Source organism: Bacillus sp. E214, assembly GCF_008087365.1.
In the GTDB taxonomy this organism is placed as follows: Bacteria; Bacillota; Bacilli; order Bacillales; family Pradoshiaceae; genus Pradoshia.
Genome location: NZ_VENN01000003.1, coordinates 245,329 through 268,381, shown reverse-complemented (window position 1 = coordinate 268,381; position 23,053 = coordinate 245,329). Strand labels below are relative to the sequence as shown.

Annotated in this window: 24 protein-coding genes and 1 other annotated feature (1 of these 25 cut by a window edge); of the genes, 6 read left to right on the top strand and 18 right to left on the bottom strand. The window is 35.7% G+C overall.

Annotated features, from left to right (window positions below; translation table 11 throughout):
- Nucleotides 1-45: 45 nt before the first annotated feature.
- The 4 genes from FHY47_RS13835 to yjbM form a co-directional block, all read right to left on the bottom strand.
- The gene (locus FHY47_RS13835; protein WP_139891423.1) at nucleotides 46-369 is read right to left on the bottom strand and encodes a hypothetical protein; all 324 of its coding nucleotides are present in this window, start codon (nucleotides 367-369) and stop codon (nucleotides 46-48) included.
- 98 nt (nucleotides 370-467) lie between these two features.
- A complete protein-coding gene (locus tag FHY47_RS13830; protein ID WP_066101416.1) occupies nucleotides 468-1,355 on the bottom strand; it encodes an RluA family pseudouridine synthase in 888 nt (295 codons plus the stop codon).
- Between the two features lie 121 nt (nucleotides 1,356-1,476).
- Entirely contained in the window at nucleotides 1,477-2,271 is a 795-nt protein-coding gene (locus tag FHY47_RS13825) for an NAD kinase (RefSeq protein ID WP_066102367.1), read from the bottom strand.
- Between the two features lie 22 nt (nucleotides 2,272-2,293).
- A complete protein-coding gene (gene yjbM, locus FHY47_RS13820; protein ID WP_066101419.1) occupies nucleotides 2,294-2,917 on the bottom strand; it encodes a GTP diphosphokinase in 624 nt (207 codons plus the stop codon).
- 270 nt (nucleotides 2,918-3,187) lie between these two features.
- Between yjbM and FHY47_RS13815 the strand changes: the two genes are divergently transcribed.
- The 4 genes from FHY47_RS13815 to FHY47_RS13800 all read left to right on the top strand — a co-directional run bounded on the left by FHY47_RS13815 (nucleotide 3,188) and on the right by FHY47_RS13800 (nucleotide 5,956).
- A complete protein-coding gene (locus FHY47_RS13815; RefSeq protein ID WP_066101421.1) occupies nucleotides 3,188-3,784 on the top strand; it encodes a CYTH domain-containing protein in 597 nt (198 codons plus the stop codon).
- A gap of 5 nt (nucleotides 3,785-3,789) precedes the next feature.
- Nucleotides 3,790-4,461, top strand: coding sequence for a lytic transglycosylase domain-containing protein (locus tag FHY47_RS13810; protein ID WP_066101424.1), 672 nt, complete (start codon nucleotides 3,790-3,792; stop codon nucleotides 4,459-4,461).
- Between the two features lie 216 nt (nucleotides 4,462-4,677).
- The gene (locus FHY47_RS13805; RefSeq protein WP_148630888.1) at nucleotides 4,678-5,082 is read left to right on the top strand and encodes a globin domain-containing protein; all 405 of its coding nucleotides are present in this window, start codon (nucleotides 4,678-4,680) and stop codon (nucleotides 5,080-5,082) included.
- Nucleotides 5,075-5,956 (top strand): ClpXP adapter SpxH family protein, encoded by an 882-nt coding sequence (locus FHY47_RS13800; protein ID WP_066101430.1) that lies wholly within the window; start codon nucleotides 5,075-5,077, stop codon nucleotides 5,954-5,956. Before FHY47_RS13805 ends, FHY47_RS13800 begins: the two co-directional genes overlap by 8 nt.
- 587 nt (nucleotides 5,957-6,543) lie before the next feature.
- Here the strand turns inward: FHY47_RS13800 and FHY47_RS19315 are convergent.
- The 8 genes from FHY47_RS19315 to FHY47_RS13765 all read right to left on the bottom strand — a co-directional run bounded on the left by FHY47_RS19315 (nucleotide 6,544) and on the right by FHY47_RS13765 (nucleotide 14,264).
- Nucleotides 6,544-6,771: a GyrI-like domain-containing protein gene (locus FHY47_RS19315; protein ID WP_262366022.1), complete on the bottom strand. Its 228-nt coding sequence runs from the start codon at nucleotides 6,769-6,771 to the stop codon at nucleotides 6,544-6,546.
- 77 nt (nucleotides 6,772-6,848) lie between these two features.
- On the bottom strand, nucleotides 6,849-7,025 hold the full coding sequence (locus FHY47_RS19310; protein ID WP_262366018.1) for a hypothetical protein: 177 nt from the start codon (nucleotides 7,023-7,025) through the stop codon (nucleotides 6,849-6,851).
- A gap of 146 nt (nucleotides 7,026-7,171) precedes the next feature.
- The gene (gene pepF / locus FHY47_RS13790; RefSeq protein ID WP_066101435.1) at nucleotides 7,172-8,983 is read right to left on the bottom strand and encodes an oligoendopeptidase F; all 1,812 of its coding nucleotides are present in this window, start codon (nucleotides 8,981-8,983) and stop codon (nucleotides 7,172-7,174) included.
- Between the two features lie 50 nt (nucleotides 8,984-9,033).
- Entirely contained in the window at nucleotides 9,034-10,179 is a 1,146-nt protein-coding gene (locus FHY47_RS13785; protein WP_066101438.1) for a competence protein CoiA, read from the bottom strand.
- A gap of 122 nt (nucleotides 10,180-10,301) precedes the next feature.
- Nucleotides 10,302-11,819: a cardiolipin synthase gene (gene cls / locus FHY47_RS13780; RefSeq protein ID WP_066101441.1), complete on the bottom strand. Its 1,518-nt coding sequence runs from the start codon at nucleotides 11,817-11,819 to the stop codon at nucleotides 10,302-10,304.
- Nucleotides 11,820-12,012: 193 nt separating this feature from the next.
- Nucleotides 12,013-12,672 (bottom strand): adaptor protein MecA, encoded by a 660-nt coding sequence (gene mecA / locus FHY47_RS13775; protein ID WP_066101444.1) that lies wholly within the window; start codon nucleotides 12,670-12,672, stop codon nucleotides 12,013-12,015.
- A gap of 259 nt (nucleotides 12,673-12,931) precedes the next feature.
- Nucleotides 12,932-13,327: a transcriptional regulator SpxA gene (spxA, locus tag FHY47_RS13770; protein WP_066101447.1), complete on the bottom strand. Its 396-nt coding sequence runs from the start codon at nucleotides 13,325-13,327 to the stop codon at nucleotides 12,932-12,934.
- A gap of 355 nt (nucleotides 13,328-13,682) precedes the next feature.
- Nucleotides 13,683-14,264, bottom strand: coding sequence for a GNAT family N-acetyltransferase (locus tag FHY47_RS13765; RefSeq protein WP_139891428.1), 582 nt, complete (start codon nucleotides 14,262-14,264; stop codon nucleotides 13,683-13,685).
- A 293-nt stretch (nucleotides 14,265-14,557) separates the two neighbouring features.
- On the opposite strand from FHY47_RS13765, the gene FHY47_RS13760 reads away from it, so the two are divergent.
- Nucleotides 14,558-14,746, top strand: coding sequence for a hypothetical protein (locus FHY47_RS13760; protein WP_066101454.1), 189 nt, complete (start codon nucleotides 14,558-14,560; stop codon nucleotides 14,744-14,746).
- A gap of 253 nt (nucleotides 14,747-14,999) precedes the next feature.
- On the opposite strand, the gene FHY47_RS13755 is transcribed toward FHY47_RS13760, so the two are convergent.
- The 6 genes from FHY47_RS13755 to FHY47_RS13730 form a co-directional block, all read right to left on the bottom strand.
- A complete protein-coding gene (locus FHY47_RS13755) occupies nucleotides 15,000-16,187 on the bottom strand; it encodes a putative glycoside hydrolase (protein ID WP_373925466.1) in 1,188 nt (395 codons plus the stop codon).
- A 183-nt stretch (nucleotides 16,188-16,370) separates the two neighbouring features.
- Nucleotides 16,371-17,318, bottom strand: coding sequence for an ABC transporter ATP-binding protein (locus tag FHY47_RS13750; RefSeq protein WP_066101457.1), 948 nt, complete (start codon nucleotides 17,316-17,318; stop codon nucleotides 16,371-16,373).
- Nucleotide 17,319: 1 nt separating this feature from the next.
- On the bottom strand, nucleotides 17,320-18,390 hold the full coding sequence (locus FHY47_RS13745; protein WP_139891429.1) for an ABC transporter ATP-binding protein: 1,071 nt from the start codon (nucleotides 18,388-18,390) through the stop codon (nucleotides 17,320-17,322).
- Nucleotides 18,391-18,408: 18 nt separating this feature from the next.
- A complete protein-coding gene (gene opp3C, locus FHY47_RS13740; protein WP_066101462.1) occupies nucleotides 18,409-19,437 on the bottom strand; it encodes an oligopeptide ABC transporter permease in 1,029 nt (342 codons plus the stop codon).
- Nucleotides 19,437-20,366, bottom strand: a complete 930-nt coding sequence (gene opp3b / locus FHY47_RS13735) for an oligopeptide ABC transporter permease (protein ID WP_066101463.1) — start codon at nucleotides 20,364-20,366, stop codon at nucleotides 19,437-19,439. Before opp3b ends, opp3C begins: the two co-directional genes overlap by 1 nt.
- A 125-nt stretch (nucleotides 20,367-20,491) precedes the next feature.
- Nucleotides 20,492-22,147, bottom strand: a complete 1,656-nt coding sequence (locus FHY47_RS13730; RefSeq protein ID WP_148630886.1) for a peptide ABC transporter substrate-binding protein — start codon at nucleotides 22,145-22,147, stop codon at nucleotides 20,492-20,494.
- A 359-nt stretch (nucleotides 22,148-22,506) separates the two neighbouring features.
- Here FHY47_RS13730 and FHY47_RS19525 point away from each other — a divergent pair, with 359 nt between their 5' ends.
- A complete protein-coding gene (locus tag FHY47_RS19525) occupies nucleotides 22,507-22,887 on the top strand; it encodes a DUF3899 domain-containing protein (protein WP_077247957.1) in 381 nt (126 codons plus the stop codon).
- 47 nt (nucleotides 22,888-22,934) lie between these two features.
- Nucleotides 22,935-23,053, top strand: a binding site (T-box leader); it runs 120 nt beyond the window's last position.

Sequence of the window (23,053 nt, the reverse complement as noted above, 5' to 3'; positions counted from 1 at the left end):
GCACCTTTTTATTTTCCAAGAAAACTTTTGGTTAAAAAAATCGAATTATCCTCGATCCAGAAGTAACTCATTACATAGGTCAACACATACTCCTTGTGAAAGGTATTGATTGAGCATGGTCTCCAAATCAATTGATATGTCATTGTCTATCAGGATTTTCTCAAGTTTTTGGTATGTTATTTTTGGAGTTATTTCAGCTCTTTTATCAGGAAACATGGTCCTGATCGCCTCATTCATAGCTGTCTTTTTATGTTGGAGATGCCTTACTGTAGAAGCAAAGGTAAGGATTGTTTCAATAAAACCAACTTCGGTTGGATTCAAATGATTATCAGCAATCCATTCATCTATTGTTTTGATGTTATTTACCATTATTTTCACTCCTTTTAAAATACTTATTTGCAAAACTTTATTTATCCTCAGTTTATTTATTTTAAAAATAGATATATCTGCTCAAATACTCATAAGCCCTATATTAATTGCATCATATCTTCTGGTAATTCACTCTCAAACGAAAGTTCTTTCCCCGTTATTGGATGAAGAAATTTCAACGAATAACAATGTAATGCCTGCCGCTTAATCAGTTGTCTGCTTTCCCCATATAAATCATCACCTATTAGCGGATGCCCCAAATGTGCCATATGTACTCGTATTTGATGCGTTCTTCCGGTTTGCAGCTTTAATTCCACAAGTGAATACCGTTCAAATAATTGCAGCGTTTTATATTCCGTGCATGCATATTGGCCATCTTCCCGTACCTCACGTTTAATAATGCTGGTATCCATACGGCCAATAGGTTCTTCCACTGTTCCAGCCAAGGGTGTAATCACACCGGTGACGATTGCTTTATATTTTCTCTCCACCGTTTTTATAGATTTAGACAAACTTAATAAATGGTGTATATGGCGATGCTTGGCTATTAAGACCAAGCCAGACGTATCCCGGTCCAATCTTGTGACAATATGAACGGTCGCTGAATGGCCAATTTGTTCATAATGGCCAATGATTGCATTGGCTAAGCTACCGGCTGGATGCTCTCTAGATGGAATTGTAGACATGCCGGCCGGTTTTTCGACGACCATTACATAGTTATCCTCATAGATAATAGAAAGAGGTATCTTCTCACCTATCAGCTGCTCACTTCCCACCTCTTTCGGGAAGATTACGGTAACCTGATCACCAGTTTTTAATATGTATCGCACCGTCACTTCTTGCTGATTAACAAAAATATAACCACCCTTAAATTTAATATCTGCCAACGCTGATTTTGATATTTTTTTATCCGCCAAATATTCTCTCAAAACTTTATTGCTTTCCTGATTTTCTACTGTCCACTCTAATGTAAATGGCTTCACCATGGAGACCTTCCTTTTCATTATTCATATTTATAGCTTTTTAAGCTAAAGGATTATTTATTCAGTAAAAAAGGTGACCAAAAGACAATTGCATTCTTTTAGGTCACCTACTATAACTTTCTTTTTATTCTGTAACAAAAGAATCACGAACTCTTTTCCAAAATGGGAAAGGTCTAAAACGAGCAAAACGAATTCGTTCATCTGCCACTCTGAATTGAATCGATTTTACCTCTTTATGCAAAAGACTTAAATGGTCAATTGTAATTTGAAAATCATCATTTGTTACTGGTTTCATCATACAGGTATGATGACCTGGCAGTATTAGAGGAGATCCAATTGTACGGAACACTCTATTATTGATTGAAGCCATTTCCGTCAATTGCACAGCAGGGATGGAAGGATGAATAATAGCACCACCAAGGGCTTTATTATAAGCAGTACTGCCTGAAGGAGTAGATACGCACAAACCATCTCCTCTAAACCTCTCAAAGGATTGCCCTCTAATTTCTACGTCCATCACCAATGTGCTCCCCACACTTTTAACAGTTGATTCATTCAAGGCTAAATATTTTGACTCTCTGCCACCGTGACTGTATCGAACAGTAACCTCCAGCAGTGGGTACTCAACAGTTTGGTAAGGCGTCTTAGCTATAGCATTAGCTAGCTTTGTAATCTCTTCAGGTCTCCAGTCAGCGTAAAAACCTAAATGACCCGTATGTACACCTATAAATGCTGTTTTATCAAGACGTGAGCTATAACGATGAAAGGCATATAACAATGTTCCATCACCGCCGACAGATATAACAACATCAGGTTGATCCTCATCATAAATAACACCCAGACTATCCAATTGATCCTTCACTTGCTCCATAAAATGATTGGATTTGGTATCTCCTTTAGACGTAACTGCATATTTCATCATAATCCCCACCTGTAAAGTGTTATTTCCCCCTCTTCTTAAAGACATATTGCTGCGCTTCCTGGATTTCCATTTTGATCTGTGTCATTTCTTCATCCATATGGAAAGCTGCTTCAGCTAATCTCTCTAAGCGATTGCGTAATGTTTCCGGGAACTGTCCGTTATACTTATAATTAAGTGAATGCTCTATCGTAGCCCAGAAATTCATGGCAAGGGTACGAATTTGTATTTCCGCTAATATTTTTTTCTCTCCGTGAATCGTTTGAACCGGATATTCAATAACTACATGATACGAACGGTATCCACTTGCTTTTTTATTTGTAATATAGTCTCTTTCTTCAATAATTACAAAGTCAGTTCTTTGTCGTAACAGCATAACTACCTGTTTTATATCATCCACAAATTGGCACATAATTCGAAGACCGGCTATATCCTGTAATTCCAGTTCAAGTCTTTCCTCAGGAATTTGCTTTTGGTAAGCCTTATCCAGGATACTTGCGATCGGTTTAACGCGACCTGTAACAAACTCAATTGGTGAATGTTCTTTTTCTAAGTCACATTGGGTTCTTATACCCCTTAATTTGATCTTTAACTCATCAACCGCCTGTTTATAGGGGGCTAAAAATTCATCCCATTTTCTACTCATGGATTCCACCACCTGAAATACTTTTCAATATTCTTGTTATTGAGAGCAAGGGAAAACTCAGAATCGAAGACATTATCATGTAATTAGTATGTATTTTATGAATTAATCGTCTTTATTCAACCATGCTAATGAATACATTTAGTACTAATTATTACCCTAAATTGCTCAAACCCATTTTAACACAAAGATTATACGGATATCTAAGATTGATGTTATCTATTCAAAAAGTCATAATAGTTATACATAAGTTTATCATGGAGGAATGTACATATGAGCGAACAAATCGAAATTGAATTCAAAAATTTGCTGACATTTGAGGAATTTAACCACCTCATGCAACGTTTTAAAATAAAGCCAGAACATTTTACAGTACAAAAAAATCATTACTTTGACACAGTTACATTTGACTTAAAAAAATATACCTCAGCTTTACGTATACGTGAAAAAAATTCATCCTATGAGATGACCCTTAAACAGCCTCTTGAAAATCAAAAAGGCTTATTGGAAACCAACTGGGATATAGACCCTGATACAGCTAATAAAATCATAAAAGATGGTGGTATCCCTGATAGCAAAATCTCTGAAAGAATTAAAAATCTAAAAATCAACCCACAAGAAATTCGTTATTTTGGTACCTTGACAACGAAACGGGTTGAGCTTCCTTATAAGAGCGGCTTGCTCGTTTTAGATAATAGCTCCTATTTCCAAATAGAGGATTATGAGGTAGAATTTGAAGTGGACAACTTTGATCAAGGAAAGAAAGAATTTGACCTGCTTTTATCAGAATCTGGCATTCCGGTTCGTCCAACTGAAAATAAAGTTCAACGTTTTTATAATCAAATGATACTATACCTTACTAAGGAGTGAACATAATGAACGTAGGAGACATCAATACGATTATTCAGCTTCAAGCTCTCGGATCCCTGAGGCCAACAGATAGTAATTCTGTAACTCAGGCACCTTCTTCTGCCAATTTATTTCAGGCTCTGCTGAATGAAGTTCTTTCATCCGTCAGCCATCCTACGAATAATGCACTTGCTGCCAATCCGGGATTAGGTACATTGGCTACTATAATCAACAGCAGCATTCCGTCTTCTCCGTCCATTGCGTACAATCCAGTCCCAATTACTAATCAATCAACTACTGGTACAGCAATTATGAATCAGAATACAGAATACGATGACATTATAAAAGAAGCTTCCAATAAATATCACGTCCCTGAAAAATTAATCAGATCCGTCATACAGCAGGAAAGCGGCTATAATTCAAATGCCATTAGCTCAGCCGGGGCATCAGGCTTAATGCAGCTAATGCCCAAAACGGCTTCATCTCTTGGCGTAAACAATATCATGGACCCCTATGATAATATTATGGGTGGAACCAAGTATCTTAAATCCATGATGACTAAATATAATGGAAATATCGAATTGACCTTAGCTTCTTATAATGCAGGTCCAGGAAATGTTGATAAATACGGTGGTGTACCGCCTTTTAAAGAAACGCAAAACTATGTAAATAAAGTCATGACTTCCTATTACGCATAAAATAACCAAACCTGCAAAACTGTTCATAAAATGAACAGTTTTTTATTTCCCCTTATATATGCAAATTGAAGAACTATCAATAACCTTCTACTAAGCTTCTCTGCTAGCATCTACCCTTCAAAATCTTATAAAATCAGGAAAAAAAGCAGTATATTGGATAATTCAAGTCTTGCTTGTTAAAATTATTCTTATCAACTCATGGAGGGAGAATAATGTATGGCAGAAAATCCAACTCCATATGATGCATTAGGGAAAGAGCGGTTATCTGAATTAATAGATGCATTTTATGATCATGTGGGTTCGCATCCGCTGCTAGCTCCTATTTTTCCAGATGATCTTACAGAGACAGCTCGTAAACAGAAACAATTTCTTACTCAGTTTCTTGGTGGACCTTCTTTGTATACTAAGGAACATGGTCATCCCATGCTGAGAGCAAGACATCTTGCTTTTGAAATTACACCTATGCGTGCAAAAGCCTGGCTGAGCTGTATGGAGAAGGCTATGGATAGTATTCAGTTAGATTCTCCTTTAAGAGAGTATCTGCTGGGCAGACTTACCATAACAGCTGAGCATATGATAAATACAAACGATATCCAGCAAAAAGGTGATAGTTATGAATAAGCATGACTCTTCAATTCCAAAATGGCAGGATTGGCTGTCTGTCCATCAATATTTTAAACCGTTGGAAAAACCATTAGAAATCTATTTATTTATAGATCCTACTTGTTCAATTTGCTTTGAGCTGGAACGAATTATAAAACGACTGAAATTAGAATATGGACATTACTTTGCTTTAAAGTATGTGTTTAGCAAAAAAGTGGAAAGAAAGCATACAAATGCTAAGCACCCATTTCCATCATTCCTTTCAGCTGCAAACAGGTCGGGTATTTCCTGTGATGATAATATCTGGATCAACAATCCTGAAAGCTCGTTATATATCACCCCTATCGCGATTAAAGCTGCAGAAATGCAAGGAAAGAAGGCTGGATATCGTTTTTTTAAGAAAATTCAGGAGGCTTTATTTCTTGATCAAAAAAGTGTATCTAATTGGCATACATTGTTAGCCTGCGCTCATAAAGCCAAGATAGATTGTGATGAGTTTTCACGTGATATCAATTCAGAAAGTGCCATAAAAGCTTTTCAATGTGATTTAAAAATCTCATCAGAAATGGATGTCACTGACCTGCCTAGCCTGGTCTTCTTTAATCAAAAGATGGAAGATGAAGGTATAAAGGTAACAGGGGCTTACCCTTATGAAGTTTATGTTCAAATACTTGAGGAGATGTTAGGATTTCCGCCTAAAGCACAATCACTCCCCTCTTTAGAGGACTGTATTAAGGATTTTCAAATTATTAATACTCATGAGATTACATTTATTTACCGAATGGATAAGCAAGAAGTTGAAAGGGAAATGAAAAAATTACTCTTGAAGCGTACGGTTGAGAGGATACCATCATCCAACATAACGTATTGGAGATATGCAGAAAACGATTAAAAACCGTCATTATAATTATTATCCTAGAATATTTTTCCGTATAAATAAGAATAAGACTCTGTAATCGGACAGAGTCTTATTCTTCATACGAACAAAGGGGATGGGAGAAATTTTTCACGGTCAAACAAAGGGGTAAATGTTTGCTAGTGATCAACTTCACAATAGTAATATAACAAATTCTCTTCACATATGCAAGCACTTTGTTCATTAATTCACATTTCTGACATTTTTACTGCATACTTGGTTATCCTCTGCCATATTCTTTAGAAATCAGTACAAATTATCTTATGTAATAAAGGATGATTTCTATGAAAAAAATTTATATTTGCAGTTTAATCCTATTAGTTTTATTTTCTATTCCCCTGCAGCTGTTTGGGATTATGCGGATCATTCCTCTCTATGTATCGTCACCTATTTTGTTTCTCTCTTTTTTCATCTTTATCTATAGTCTTGGTTATCAAAAAAAATTCAAGGGATTCTAAAAGCCTTAAGTTGGCCTAAAACTACCGGTTATAGTTATAAATTAAAGTGAGAGCTCGCAGAAAATTGGCGAGTTCTCTTGATTGGCCTGCACTTACTTTTAGAGTTTAAGATTCTGTAATAGTATCCAATAACTCAATAATTAGATTATCTTTATTATTCCAACTATGATACCTCTCTAAATGCCATTTATCTAATTGTCTTTCATATCCGTTTTTTTCAATCCAAGCGTGTAATCTTGCATATGTATCTCTAATACTATAATTAGCTCCATTATGTTTGCCTACAGCATATCTTTGAGGCGGAATCGTTAAGCAAACCATATCATCCGGTATATCCTCGTACTCGTTAACTTGAACACATATCCAATAACCATCTTCAGTTTCTGAATAGTTATCAACAACAAATGCCCCTATTGTACAGATGAATTGGTAACCTGTTGAATTTCATTCATACGTTCATTAAGAAGTTGTGCTGCTTTTGGAATTTCATTTAGATATTGTTCGCCATCGCATAAAACTCGAAAACCTACTAATTTAATTTCACTAAGATCCTCAATTTTTGGATTGTGTAAAACTTTTTCCTCCAAGGGTTATTTCCCTCCTCTAGAGTTACTAGTACTGGAATCATTAAGTTTAATTTCAGCATTTAATTCCATTTTAAAAAAACCGCCCCTTAAAAGTTAAATTGGTGTCTAACTTCTAAGGGGTGGTTTAAAAAATCCTCGAATTATTTTTATTTATCTAAAAGAGCTTCCAGCTCATTTAATTTATCCTCAAAAACTTTACAAGCTTCTTCAACCGGATTCGGTGAAGTCATGTCTACACCTGCTTTTTTAAGAACCTCAATTGGGAAATCACTTGAGCCTGCTTTTAGGAATTCAATATAGCGCGTAACAGCCGGCTGCCCTTCCTCTAAAATCTGTTTACTTAACGCTGCTGCTGCACTGAATCCAGTTGCATATTGGTATACATAATAATTGTAGTAGAAATGAGGGATTCTTGACCATTCCAAACCAATCTCCTCATCAATAACAATATCATCACCAAAGTATTTTTTATTAAGCTCATAATATTTTTGTGTTAGGCTTTCAGCAGTCAGAGCTTCTCCATCCTGTGCCATCTTATGAATAATGTGTTCATACTCCGCAAACATCGTCTGACGGAATACTGTTCCTCTAAAACCTTCAAGATAATGATTTAATAAATAAATTTTCTTGCTCTCATCATCTATTGTTTTAAGCAAATAATCATTCAACAGGGCTTCGTTTGTAGTAGATGCTACTTCAGCTACGAAAATCGAATAATTACCATATGGATATGGCTGATTTTTGCGTGTGTAAAAACTGTGTACAGAATGGCCGAATTCATGAGCTAATGTGAAAAGATTATTCACATTATCCTGCCAGTTCATTAGAATATATGGATTAGTTCCATATGAACCTGAGGAGTATGCGCCGCTTCGTTTACCGCGATTTTCGTGAACATCTACCCAACGGTTTTCGAACCCTTCTTTTAATACATTGATGTATTCCTCACCTAAAGGCTCAAGCCCTTTTAGAATATATTCTTTAGCCTCATCATAGGAAATATCCATCTTCACGTCTTTCACTAAAGGTGTATATAAATCATACATATGCAATTCATCCACACCTAAAAGTTTTTTACGAAGCTTCACATAACGGTGTAGTAAATGCAGATTGTTGTGAATGGAATTGATTAGATTTTCGTATACGGTTTCCGGAATATTATTATTGCTTAAAGCTGCATGTCTTGCAGAATCATAATGACGTACCTTTGCATAGAAATTATCTTTCTTCACTGTCCCGGATAATGTACTTGCGAACGTATTTCGGTACTGTCCATATGTCTTATACATCGCTTTAAAGGCTTCCTCACGAACTCTACGATCACTGCTCTCCAAAAATCTGCTGTACCTTCCATGAGTCAGTTCAACCTCTTCCCCGTTCTCATCTTTAATTGTAGGAAAACGAAGGTCGGCATTATTTAACATGCCAAAAGTATTGGATGCAGTTCCCATCACTTCTGATGCCTGAGCCAATAAAGCCTCTGCCTCTGCTGATAGAACGTGGGGTCTTTGCAGATTGATCTCTTTTAAAGTTTGTTCATATAAGGAAAGCTCCTTTTTCTCTTGCATGAACCGATTAATTGTTTCTTCTTTAATTGCAAGGATTTCAGGTAAAATATACGAAAAAGCACTGGCAGCCTGAGAATATAAATTCCGGGCGCGGTCGTCCATTCCCTGATAAAATGTATTACCGGTATCCTGGTCATATCTCATGTGAGAATATGTATATAAACGTCCAAGTCTTTCAGTAATCATATCCTGAAATTGCAAAGCCTGCCATAAGGTATCAGCACTCTCATCTAATTTCCCTCTATATTGATCGCCTTTTGGCAATTCAGCCAAAATGCCCTTGAACTCCTTCTCCCATGCTTCATCGCTTGGGAAGATATCCTCCAGTCTCCAAGTATCTTCTACAGGTATATCTTTTCTTTCAGGTAATTGTTTAATATCTGCAGCCATGCAGTTCCCTCCAATCATTTGCTTCTTTCATAAAGTTCTTCATAATACCTTTAATTCCCTTCATAAAAATCGAATAACCTCAATTTGATTATCTCTTCAAAATGATCGTCTAAAATGAAGTCTTCTCTTATTATATAATGATTTACATCTATTTTTTCCAAATAATCAATTTTTTCAAGGAATCTCAGATATTCTTTCAATGCGGTAAATATATCCTGGCTCATTAAAGGGCATTGATTTAAAATTATATCCTTCTTCTTTATTCTTTCCAAAAATCTTGACCGAATCCATGCTTCACTGATTCTTCCATGCAGGTTAAAGCAATTCAGTAAATCGATATAGATTAATCCTTGCCAGACAGTCGCCGGCATTCCATACATACAGCCGCTTAACAATGGAACACCAACAAATTCAGGGATTTTAAACGGAGATATCCCAACCTGATATAATTCTTTAATCAGCTTACTTTGCAAGCCTTTAAAACGGATTTCATTCATAAGTTGCAGAGTACGTTTTTTAAACCAATCGTTTAAATAAGGGATTTCTTGCTTGGGTGGAGATAAGATACTTTCCAGATCCATTCCCTCAGATAACAATACCATCTGACCGAAGCATTGTTCTATTGAGACAGGTATAATATTCACAAATGCCAGTATGGAATTTGCTTGCTTGGGGTTGTGAAAGAGGAGAAAAGGTGATGAAGATTTTCTAAGAGCAGATTTAAGGAGTGAATTTAGCCTCCACAGATAAACTCCGTTTCTTTTAATGAAGTGGCTGTGAAAAATCCAGATAGGCACAACATCTGCATCCAAGTATCCTTTTGTTCTTTTCAAAAATAACTCTTCATGAATAGATGAACATTGATATTCGATTGCATAATATTGATTTTTCCTCTTTACATAAATGTCAGGTCTTTGCTTTATGATAGCTATATATTTCTCCAGTTCAACATCCAACTGACAGCTTCTTAACCAACGGTATAAATTATTTTTCCCTGATAGATGATCTGCTGTTTCAGATTCAGTTGCTGCTTGGCAATTCCCCTTTGTTTGATGAGCAAAATGGGGAATCGTCCGCGGGCCGGAACGGTATATCACACGTTTCCGGCAAGCAGGACAGCGATACTCTTCCTCGTGTCTCTTTATAATTTGGTTGGCATGAATTTGTTTATCTTCTTTATTAATTGCAACCAGCATGTACAGGCTCCTTTTCCTATAGGATACCTATCAAATTCTCGTTATCTATTTAATAAACCTTCATTCTAAATGAACTCTATATGTCCATCTGTTGAACTTTTCAACTAGGCGGAGCTTTTTCATCATAGCATCGGTGATAGTAGTCTAAATAATGATTCCATCATTCTCATACCGAAATGTCTACCTTTAAATACCTCAATATGCAGCTCATTCGAAACTAATAAGTCATGTAGATAATCATTTACTAATGTTTGTACACTATCGGTCTTATAGAGAAACGCATTGACTTCAAAGTTCAAGTGAAAGCTTCTCATATCCATATTTGAGGTACCTATAGATGCAAGTTCTCCATCTACAATGATGATTTTTGAATGCAAGAAACCCTCACGATATTCATAGACTTTAACTCCTGTCTCCAATAAATCAGGATAATAGGACCTCGAAGCATGGAAGACAATTCTCTTATCCGGATTACTAGGTACTAATAAGCGAACATCAATACCACTTAGAGCAGCAATTTTCAAGGCAGAAAATATGTCTTCATCTGGGATAAAATAAGGGGAGGCAATCCAAACTGATTTTTTTGCCGAAACAATCATAGAAAAGAATATATTTTTAATGGTACTGTATTCATTATCAGGCCCACCTGCAATTATTTGTACTCCCCCATGATGCCCTTTTTCATGATCTGTTGTTACAGGAGCAAGATACTCATCTGTTAAGAAACTGTGATTGGTCATGTAATACCAATCCTGCAAAAAGATTAATTGTAAACTGCGGACTCCTTCTCCATTTAACCTCAAATGGGTATCACGCCAAAATCCAAAGTTCTCATCTTTACCCAAATATTCATTACCGATATTTAAACCACCAACAAAGCCAATATCTCCGTCCACTACAACAATTTTTCGATGGTTTCTAAAGTTAAATTTATTATTTAAAAAGGGGAGCTTAACAGGGCCAAACGCCACTACCTCAATCCCCCATTTTCTCATTTCCTTAATATATTCCCCTGAAAGAGTCCATGATCCGACTGCATCATAAAGAAATCTAACTTTCACCCCGTTTTTCGCTTTATTAATAAGTATGTCTTTAATTTCATTCCCCAAGGTATCATGGCGAACAATATAATATTCCATATGTATGTGATGTTTTGCTTGCAATAAAGCTTCTTTAATAGAATTAAATGTTTCTTTTCCATTTGTAAGAACTTTAGTCTCCGTAGATAAAGAGATAGGGGTGTTGGCAATCTGATCAGCTAGATTAAACAATTGGCTATAATCATGATTCTCATTATCTAATCTTAATAATCTTTTCTCACTTTCCCCTGTAATATCCATATACTTTTGCTTATCTAAAAAATATTTTTTCTTAAATATCTTTTCTTTTCTAAAATTCCTTCCAAATAACAAATAAAACAAGAATCCAACTACCGGAAAAGCACCCAAAACGATTAACCATGCTAGTGTCTGTGCAGGATGACGATTTTCCAGGAATATAATAAATCCAATAAAAACAACAGTTATTGTAAATAATATACTTCCATATTGAATATAATCCCCATCGAAATTTTTCTGATATATAAATCCCACAATCCCTAAAATTGCGATAAATAAAAGAACATTAATAAAATTCTTCATAATCCTCACCTTATCCATTTTTCATTGAAAACTTTCATTATCTATACCCCAATATGGTCTGAATGACGCAAACCCTCGATTAGTTTTTCAATCACACTTTCTAAATAGGGGGTCCTCAATGTGGTGATTCCAGACCAATTTAAGAACTAAAAAGCCGACTTCCAAGTGGAAATCAGCTTTCAATTAATGAGTATTAAGAAAAGTATTGGCTTACAGTCGAGAATACATCTTTAGGTATAATGACTTTTCCATATTCTTCAAGACGATGGATTGTAACAGGAGATTCATCAGCATATTCAAGTATAATTGATAGCTTATTATCAATCTCTTCTTCCACAAACTCTCCATCTGGAAATTCTACATACAAATAATATATATTTTCAAAGGAGTATAACTTGGTCACAACTCCTTGAATTCCGTTCGTTTTACTTAATGCAATGACATCTTCAAAGTCTTTAAATGAAAGGACAAATTCCAATGTATCATCCTCTGTTATTTGCTCATCTATTGCTTGGTTAGTTTGAAAATGCTCTTCAAGCATAGACTCTATCTTCACATCAACGGAATTGGCGGGATCATCAATTGGCAAATCGAATTTATGGCCATCCTTGGATAGATGCGCTCGAGTAACTAAAATCTCCAACCCTTTTTCAAGTGCTTGGATTTGAATCCAAAGTGGGCCTTCAACAGTAAAATCCTCTTCTTCATGCACTTCATCCATCATTTCCCAGAAAAGTTCCTCACTTCGATCACGATTATACCAGATCTCTTCTCGATCGAAGCCTCGCTTTTCAATATCCCCATATGAAATGTAGAATTTTACAGTATTCTCATTAATACGTTCGATTTCCATGATTCACTCTCTCCCTTCTGGTTTGAGGTAATTGAAGGGATATACCCCCAAACTAGGTTGTTATATCTTTTCCCTGTTTTTAAAAATGTTAATCATGGATGTTCTTTTTATAAAGCAGGTGGTAGTTATATTTTATGATAAATAGTAAATAGTGGGAAACAAAAAGCCTATATTTCATAAAATAATTATGTCTAATAATTTAAGATACACCAAAACCCCCTTCGCTGTCCAGGAAGGGGGTTTATGAACAATATAAAAATTAATTAACTAAGCGCTGTGCTTCTCGAAGTTGAAATGTTCTTACTTTACGAGGTAAAAATCGTCTGATTTCATCTTCGTTGTAACCAACTTGCAGACGTTTTTCATCAATGATAATTGGTCTTCTTAATAATCCGGGATTCTGTTGGATGATATTAAACAATTCCTGTAAAGGTAAATTATCAAGATTTACATTTAACTTTTGAAAAGTTTTCGAGCGTGTTGAAATGATTTCATCGGTACCATCTTCAGTCATACGTAAAATCTCTTTTATTTCATCAAGACTTAATGATTCAGAAAAAATATTACGTTCTTTATATGGAATATCATGTTCTTCTAACCAAGCTTTTGCTTTTCTACATGACGTACAGCTAGGTGATGTGTAAAGTGTAACCATTCCCTGTCACTCTCCCTATTCTTTAAGTTCCCTTATCCCGTTAGAGCTATATATTTAACATTTCACAATGCTTATGATACTATCTAAATTAAAATAATTATAATTAAGGAACATATAAAATTATTATACATGATTAATAATGGAATGTGTAGAGATTTTTTAGAAAATGTTTCCGGGTTTACTAAACATTAACCTTACTATCATATTATTGAAATAATTGTTATATTACTCCATTCCTTTGCCCTATTTCATTTGGCCTGTGTCTCTTTTTTTAAATAATTTCTATTATTTATATACCCTAGAGCGAAGCCGTTAAACATTTGAGGTAAAAAGAAAACAAGCTGAAGTTAAATCTTCAGCTTGTTATTTCATCTAAAATATCAGATTTATTTTCTTTTATTTTCAAGGCTTTCTCAGTTGGCCGGTATTTCCCTCCATATAATTCTTCATCCTTATAAGTATGCAAATCACGATAGATTTCTTTCATTCCATCTAATACCTCTTGATCCATATGCTTATCTGCTTCCGGACTCCAATAAAGAATCTCCAATTCTACATCTTTATTTGTAGCGAGTGAATTTTTAACATAGGAGACGGTATTCGCATGCTTAAAACCCTCTCGTTTATAAAATCGTAATCTTTTCTCTGAATCCTCTTCCGACTCATTTATCGGCTCTACTTCTAAAAAGATTGGTTTTCCCTTCAATTTCAGTTTGTCCAAAACCTTTTTTCCTGTACCATTTCCTCTTGCATTACCCATCACATATAAGTAATCAACAAAGATAAAGTTCTCTTTCTCTGCATATAATAAAATATGATTTTTCCCATTATCAAGGAAGTAGTCCTTTTGGCCATGATTTAACAGCATGTTTATATGTTCTTCTGATTTCATTTCCTCTTCCGGAAAATATTCACGCAATCTTTTATACCAACTCATCTGATGTATCTGCTCCTTTGTTTATCTAGTTCGTATCTAGTAATTTTGATTTTACATTCATACATATTCTTATAGGTTGTTAAATGATAGGTGTTACCTATCTCATGGATTAATAGTTTAGAACAAGCATCCTGCCTATTCGTATGATTTTTTCTATCTTCTAAAGTGATATATTTTATTAAATGTATAAAATTTAGCAACCAAGTTACCTTTTCCCTTTTCTCCCACTTCTTAATCTATTACAATAAAAATGTAAAGAAATTTACACAGTCGAAATATAAAAGGAGGAACGAATGAGCGAATATATCCTTGATTTTATATTGGTATCCTTTTTAATTATTGGTCTAACTGCTTTTATGGGTCCATTAACAAATGGTATTGGAAATCTGATTTTCGGCAGGCACAAGCGTTCTGAGTTTGTGATACAAACGAACAGATCAACAACCGGATTTAATAAGGTTGGCGGCAAGAAAAACAAATAACCTTTTCAATTTCTTAACCTTCCTAACAGAGCTGTATTCGCGTAGCGAAATAAACTTCATAATCATCACTGGCTTTAAACATTATTATAAATGGCGGATGCAGCCAGTATTCTACTTCTTAAGAACCTGTTGATAAAATTCCCCAAATTATACATTACTAATAAAAATTCTCACCCGATTGGAGTATGAAATAAGCTAAAGAAAAGGATTGGCTTTTTTTAGCCAATCCTTTGTTTCAGCTTATATGATTTTATTATTGTTTATAGTCTACTCCGGAGGTATAACGGTTTCCTGAGTTCCATAATAAATACTCATTGATTCCTTCTTCTTTTAACGCTCTAATTTGATCTTCTACTTCTTTTTTTCCGTATTGCTTATAATTTCCTTTACCTAGCCATGGTGCCGTAAAATCCTGAATCCAAGGCCTGGAGATTGGCGGACTCTCTAAACTGCTCAATTTTTTATTCTCTAGTTTTGCGTATTCTTTTACAAGTTTATATGGTTCTAAATCTGGCTTGGCAATTCCAAAATAGGATGTCCAATGACTCGGATAGATCATAGAAGAAATGACATCAACATGCTCAGATATCTTAGAGAAGTTTTGTCCTATCCCAGGCGCTTCTGGAAGAGTAGCAGAGTAGCCAAAAATATCAACTGATACCTTTACTCCATATGGCTCTAATTCACTCTTAGCATACTCTACAAAGTCTGTAACAGCATTTACTCGATGCTGAACATTATCTACAGCTTTATCTCCGTAATTACCCACTGAGTATTTCAATTCTTTATCGCGATTCTCAAATCCTTCGGGAAAGCGAACATAATCAAATTGAATTTCCTGAAAACCCATTTCAGCTGCTTCTTTTGCAATCTCAACGTTATATTCCCATACATCTTTTACAAATGGGTTAACAAATGATTCTCCTCTGCCATTTTTCCATACTTCTTTTCCATCTAAAAATGACCATTCAGGTTTTTTATTTGCCAAATAACTATCCTTAAAAACCGTCACTCTGGCAATCGGATAGATTTCTCTTTTTTCCATATCCTTTAATAATTTATCTGGATCTTTAATTAGATTTGTTCCAGCTTCAGCATATGGCTTAGATGCATCGGGTTTATAGGTTAATTTACCGAAGTCATCTTTTATATCAATAACCATCGCATTCAAATCTGTTGTATCCACTAATTTTGCCAGTTCTTTATATTTACTGCCCCCTGCAGAATTTCCTGTCACATAGATGCCTCTTACTGCATCAGGATATGTAAATGAATATTTCGATTCTTTTATAAATCGTTGCATCCCATCAGGAAGTTCCTTGTTTTCTAGAACAATACTCTGTCCACTATGTAGTAAAAACTCTTTTTCAGCCTCTGTAGCAGCATATGATACCTCTGTAAACAGTGTCCCTATCATTAGGATTGACATTAACACTGCCATTTTTTTAACCAATTTCATCCCCCACATCACTCCTTCATGTCACTATTATTATACCTCCTATAAATATGAAAAAACATCTCACTTCCCTCTTTTTCCAAAAATACATCAAAAAGGCTATCCACAGAAGGATAACCTTTTTGCTACATATTCCAAATAAGACTCGTGAACCACAAACGGTTCATACTAATTTTTTTTGATATATGTTTTTTTATATTGCTCAAATTCATTTAATGAACACAATACATGATGTCCTGGTGCAATCTCACGCATTTCTAGTTGTTCATTTTCATCATAACCATGAACGTCCGGATTATACGGTTTTCTTCTGCGCGTGCGTTCACTTTCCGGATCCGGCAGAGGAATCGCAGAAAGAAGAGATTGTGTATATGGATGCATTGGGTTTTTATATAGATCTTCACTGTCTGCAACTTCTACCAATTTACCATAATACATAACACCAATACGGTCACTGATGTATTTCACCATTGACAAGTCATGCGCGATGAACAAATATGTTAACCCTTTTTCTTTTTGAAGCTTTTTCAGAAGGTTAACAACCTGTGCCTGAATGGAAACATCAAGCGCTGAGATTGGCTCATCGGCAATAATAAATTCAGGATCCACTGCGAGTGCTCGGGCAATCCCAATCCTTTGACGCTGACCACCAGAGAATTCATGCGGATAACGACTCGCATGCTCACGGTTAAGTCCAACCGTTTCAAGAAGATCGTATACGCGTTTCATACGTTCTTCCTTATTTTTCGCTAATCCGTGTATATCAATGCCTTCAGCAATAATATCGCCCACAGTCATACGAGGATTTAATGAAGCATAAGGATCCTGAAAGATCATTTGCATACCTCGGTTAAATTGCTTTAGATCCTTACCTGATTTTCTGCCATGGACTTCTTTCCCTTTAAAAATGACTTCTCCGCCACTCAAATCATATAAACGGATAATGGATCGCCCTGTTGTAGATTTGCCACATCCAGATTCTCCCACCAGACCGAATGTTTCACCTTTATAGATTTCAAAAGATACATCGTCCACCGCTTTAACCATATTCGGTTTACCAACATTAAAATATTGTTTAAGTCCTTTGACTTCGATAATTTTTTCTTTTGTAGCCATATTAGTTAACCCCTCCTACTTGTACAGGTTTTTCAAAATTGGAGGCCATATGGCGAATACGCTGTTGGACTATCTCCGGTGGATTTACTTTTGGTGCATCAGGATGTAGGAGCCAAGTTTTTGCAAAATGAGTATCTGAAATCTGGAACATAGGCGGTTCCTTTTCATAATCAATTGCTAAAGCATAGGGATTCCTTGGTGCAAATGGACACCCCTTCGGTGGATGAATCAAATCCGGAGGAGTACCAGGAATCGCTGTAAGCTCAACATCCCCACTATTATCTAGGCTAGGCATTGAGGATAATAGCCCCCATGTATACGGATGGCGCGGATCATAGAAAATTTCATCTACCGTTCCAGTCTCAACAATTTGTCCTCCGTACATAACCGCTACACGATCAGCTACGTTCGCAACAACTCCTAAATCATGTGTAATAAAGATAATGGATGTATCAATTTTATTTTGTAAATCCTTCATTAATTCTAGTATTTGGGCCTGAATGGTAACATCCAAGGCTGTTGTTGGTTCGTCTGCAATCAGCACTTTTGGATTACATGAAAGAGCAATCGCTACAACTACACGCTGTCTCATTCCGCCTGAGAATTGGTGAGGATATTGGTTCATACGAATTTCAGGCTGGGCAATCCCTACTAATCTTAAAAGCTCGATAGCTCGCTCACGGGCGGCTGCTTTGCTTAAATTTTGATGCTTGATTAACCCTTCCATAATTTGCTTACCGACTTTCATGGTTGGGTTTAAAGAAGTCATCGGATCCTGGAATATCATTGACATTTCTTTACCGCGAATTCGTTGCATTTCTCTTTCAGTCATTTTAACAAGGTCACGATTTTCTCCAAAAAGTATTTGTCCCTCTTTTATACGTCCTGGAGGATTCGGAATTAATCTCATTAATGCCTTTGTTGTAACGGATTTTCCGGAACCGGATTCTCCAACAATTGCCAATGTTTCTCCTTTGAACAAGTCAAAACTAACTCCACGTACAGCTTTAACCTCACCACCATAGGTATCGAAGGAGACATGCAAATTTTTTACTTCAAGTAATTTCTCCATTATAATTCTCCTTCCCTATTATTTTCGCATTTTTGGATCAAGCGCATCACGGAGACCATCAGCCAATAAGTTAAAGCTTAAGATTAGTATACTGATAGCTAAGGATGGAATGATCAATAAATATGGATATGATTTTATATATCTAAAACCGTCATTTACTAAAGAACCCAAAGAAGCTTCAGGTGCAGCAATTCCCAGACCAATAAAGCTTAGGAATGCCTCGGTGAATATGGCTCCCGGAATTGTAAACATCGATGTAACAATAATGGGTCCTAATACATTTGGTAGTAAATGCTTGAATATTAAGCTTCTATTTGAAGCACCTAGCGTTTTCGAAGCCAAAACATACTCCTGATCTCTTAATTTCAGGAATTGCCCCCTAACCATCCGAGCCATTCCTATCCAACCGGTTATAACCATGGCGAGTGTAATCGAAATTACCCCAGGTTTTTCGAAAATTAGGATCATTAAAATAACAACAATTAGATATGGAATACCGACGAGCACTTCAATAATACGCTGCATGACAGCGTCAATTCTGCCTCCAAAGAAACCGGATATCCCTCCATAGGTTACACCAATGAAAAACTCAATTACGGCTGCCAATATAGCGATATACAAGGAAATCCTTGCGCCGTACCAAACCCTTGTCCATTGGTCACGCCCTAAATCATCTGTACCAAACCAGTGATATCTGTCTTCAATACCATTTTTTTCATAGACATTCACACCATTTTTATCTGTACCATCAAATGGAAGCCAGCTGATATTTTCCAACCCCTGAACACGAGGCGGCAATTTAGAATTTGCTATGTCCTGTTGCTTATATGTGTAACCAGACGTCATTGGTGCAAAGATTGCTAAAAGACCGAAGATCACAACCATGACAAGTCCAAAAATTGCACCTTTATTTTTAAGTAAATGTCTCCATGCATCCTGCCAAAATGTTAGGCTGGGGCGAACGATTTTCTCTGCTTCATGAGATTCTTGCCCTACAACCTTAAATAATTCTGGAGAAAGGTTTTCTGTCTTTAGATTATTTTCCATTATTTTTTCCCCCCAGCAAGGCGGATACGAGGATCAACAATTCCATACATGATGTCCACCAAGAAGATTACAAGAATAAATAGTGCACTATAAAAAATCGTAGTACCCATAATGGTTGGATAATCATTCATATTAATAGAGTTAACAAATTGTTCCCCTAATCCAGGAATAGCAAAGATTCGTTCAATTATTAGTGTTCCAGTCATAATATTGACAGCCATTGGTCCAAGAATCGTAATAATTGGAATCAATGCATTTCTTATACCATGCTTAAATACTACAGCTACACCGGATAAACCCTTTGCTTTTGCAAGAGTAATATAATCCGATCCCATAACTTCTAGCATTTCAGACCTCATAAAACGAGCGATGCTTGCTATAACCCCAGCGGAAAGCGCCAGTGTTGGCAAGATCGTATATTCGAATCCATCCCAGAAAGCAACCGGGAAGATTTGATTTTCTACGGCTAAGAAATACTGTAAAAATCCTGCAAAAACGAAGGATGGGATCGAAACACCCAGGACAGCAATAACAGTGGCACCATAATCTATCCATGTATTATGACGCAGTGCAGCAGCTATTCCTAACATTAGGCCAACAATCGTTCCAAACAGCAAAGCTTGAAAACCCAAATGGGCAGAATTTGGAATACGTGTAGCAATTAATTCTGTAACCGGTCTGTTGTCATATTGGAAAGAAGTACCTAAGTCCCCTTTAACTAAGTTTGTCATATAAGTGACATACTGCTTCGGCACTGGGTCATTCAGTCCATATTTTTCATAAATAATCTCTTTTTGTTCAGCAGTAAGCTTTTCCTGATTTTTCAGCGGAGATCCCGGCAGCATTTTCATCAAGAAAAAGGTAGCAGTTGTAATAACAAATAAAGTAATAATCATATAGAATATCCGTTGTAATGTATATCGCAGCATTATTAGCCCCCCTTTTTCAGTTTATCACAATTATTTTTTTATTCTGAATTTTATTCCATAACTAGGGAAAAGGAGAGCACATGGCCATTTAAGGCATGCACTCTCCCATTCAGGCACACGAGCTATTATTCCTCGATTGATACCCACTTGTAACTGTAATCTCCGCCAAAGGCGTGGTTATATAGATTTTTAACTTTTTCCTTCGATAGGAATGAAAGTCCGCGTTGATAAAGTGGGCTGATGGCCGCATCTTCTTCAATTAGGATTTTTTCTGCTTTTAGAAGAGCTTCCCAACGTGCTGGCAGATCACTTAATAATGTAGATCCAGCTTCTTTAACCAATTTGTCATACTCAGGATTTGAGTATCCCATTTGGTTATGAGCTCCATCAGTTACGAACATATCGATGAAAGTCATAGGATCTTGGTAATCTGGACCCCATCCAGCATAAGAGAAGTCATAATCACCTTTAGATTCTAATTCAAGTTTTTGCTTGAATGGTTGTTGCTTAAGGCTAATTGTAAGTCCTGGAAGAGTAGTTTCAAGCTGTTCTTTGATATACTCACCAGTTTTCTTAGCAGAGTCACCATCATAATTTAGCAATTCAAGTTCAACTTTGGATTCGCCGATTTCTTTCAAACCTTGTTCCCAAAGCTTTGCAGCTTCTTCTTTATTTGTAACGTTCATATCTCCGTTAGCGTCACGGAAATCTTTTCCGTCCGGACCTTTAACAAAATCACTTGGTACCAAGTAGTATGCAGGTACAGATCCGTTATTTAAGATTGTTTTTACAAAAGCATCCTTGTCATAAGCCATATCAATTGCTTTACGGATATTAACATTTGCTAATGCTTTGTTCTTCTGGTTATAACGAATGAAGTATACAGAAGTATCTTTTTCTGTACCGAATTCTTCGCTATCTTTGTAGTTATCAACGTTTTCAGCAGTCAATCCTACACGATCAATTTTACCTGTTTCATATAAGTTTACGGCTGTATTAGTATCTTTTACGATTTTAAAATTGATTGTTTCGAGCTTTACAGTATCTTTATCCCAGTATTGATCATTTTTAGAAAGTGTGAAACTTTCTTCATGTTTCCACTCAGACATCGTGAATGGTCCATTATAAAGTGTTGTATCTGCTTCAAGACCAAATTTTTCGCCTTGTTCTTCAACAAATTTTTGATTTTGTGGCATGAATGTTCCGAAAGAAAGTAGAGATTGGAAATAAGGGATAGCATTTGTTAGTTTAATTTCAAGAGTGTAATCATCAAGCGCTTTAGCACCTAACTCTTCCACTTTCTTTTTACCAGTGTTGATTTCTTCTGCATTTTCAATTACATACATCATGTATGCATATTCAGCAGCAGTATCAGGATTTACAGCTTTTTGCCAAGCATAAATGAAATCGTGAGCTGTTACAGGATCACCATTTGACCATTTAGCATCTTGGCGCAGTTTGATAGTGAAAGTTTTTCCATCTTCACTTACTGTTGGATCTCCCTCAGCAACACCTGCAACAACTTTATCTCCCTCACCTAAACGGTAAAGACCTTCCATCGTATTGTTCATAACGTTGAAAGAAACAGAGTCAGTAGCCATTACAGTGTCCATAGACGGAATTTCAGAAGTTTCCACTAAGTTAAGTACTTGTTCAACGTCTTTCTTGCCTTCACCTTTATCATTGCTACCTGTCTCTTCGTCTCCGCCGGAACAAGCTGCAAGGAAAGTGCTCAAAGCAAGAATCATTACAAGAAATAATGAGATTTTTTTTGCTTTCATACTAGTAAATGACCTCCCTATTTTTTACTCTTCTAATTTTCAGAAGATTTCGTAACCAATCATAAAACGTTTCAGAATTTTTTGCAATCATTTTTTTACATTTTGTTTACGAACATATGTCATTTCGAATACAAGAATTAACAACAAACCTTGATACACCAATGTCTGGGTAAAATATCCTATAAAAACAAAAAAATTATATTTTTCAGATAATTCCAACCAGAAAAGCATATTTAATTAAAATGAAACGTTATGAATATAATAAAATTTTATAAATAAACTTGCAACTTTTAATTTTTAAATTATTGGTATAAAATTTAAATACACTTTATAAAACAACTTATATTCGGAGGAAACCCATGAAGTCTTCACAAAAAAAATTTCTTTTATTAAACGGTATCAGCCTTCTAATTTCAATTATCTATTCAATTAATATAAAAAGTCCCTTTCTGCTTTCATTGATTGATAGCTATTTTATGATAGGCCTCTTTTATGTTTGTGCCGGCGCTCTCCTATATGTAATAGGAGGAGGTTTCTTTTCTTTCTTTTCCTACTCGTTTAAAAAATTCTGGAAAATCAATTCAAAAAAAGAAGAATATATATCTGAACTAGAAGGCGATTCTAAAGATAAAGGCCCGAATATGGAGGTACTTACCTTTTCCTGGACTAGCCCTTTACTTTATGCAGGTATCTTTTCATGTGTCATTACCTTTATTTGCTCAATTATTTTCTTTGGATAGTTGCTTTTCTAATCAGGTTTAAGTAGAATATCATTACTTAATATTTATTATAGGCTATGACAAAGAGTAGTAAGGTAGTACAAGGTTTTCAGAGAGTTTGTGGTTGCTGCGAACAAACAGCCCGTATACCTGAATGGACTTTTAAGCCTCCTGTAGGAAAAATGAC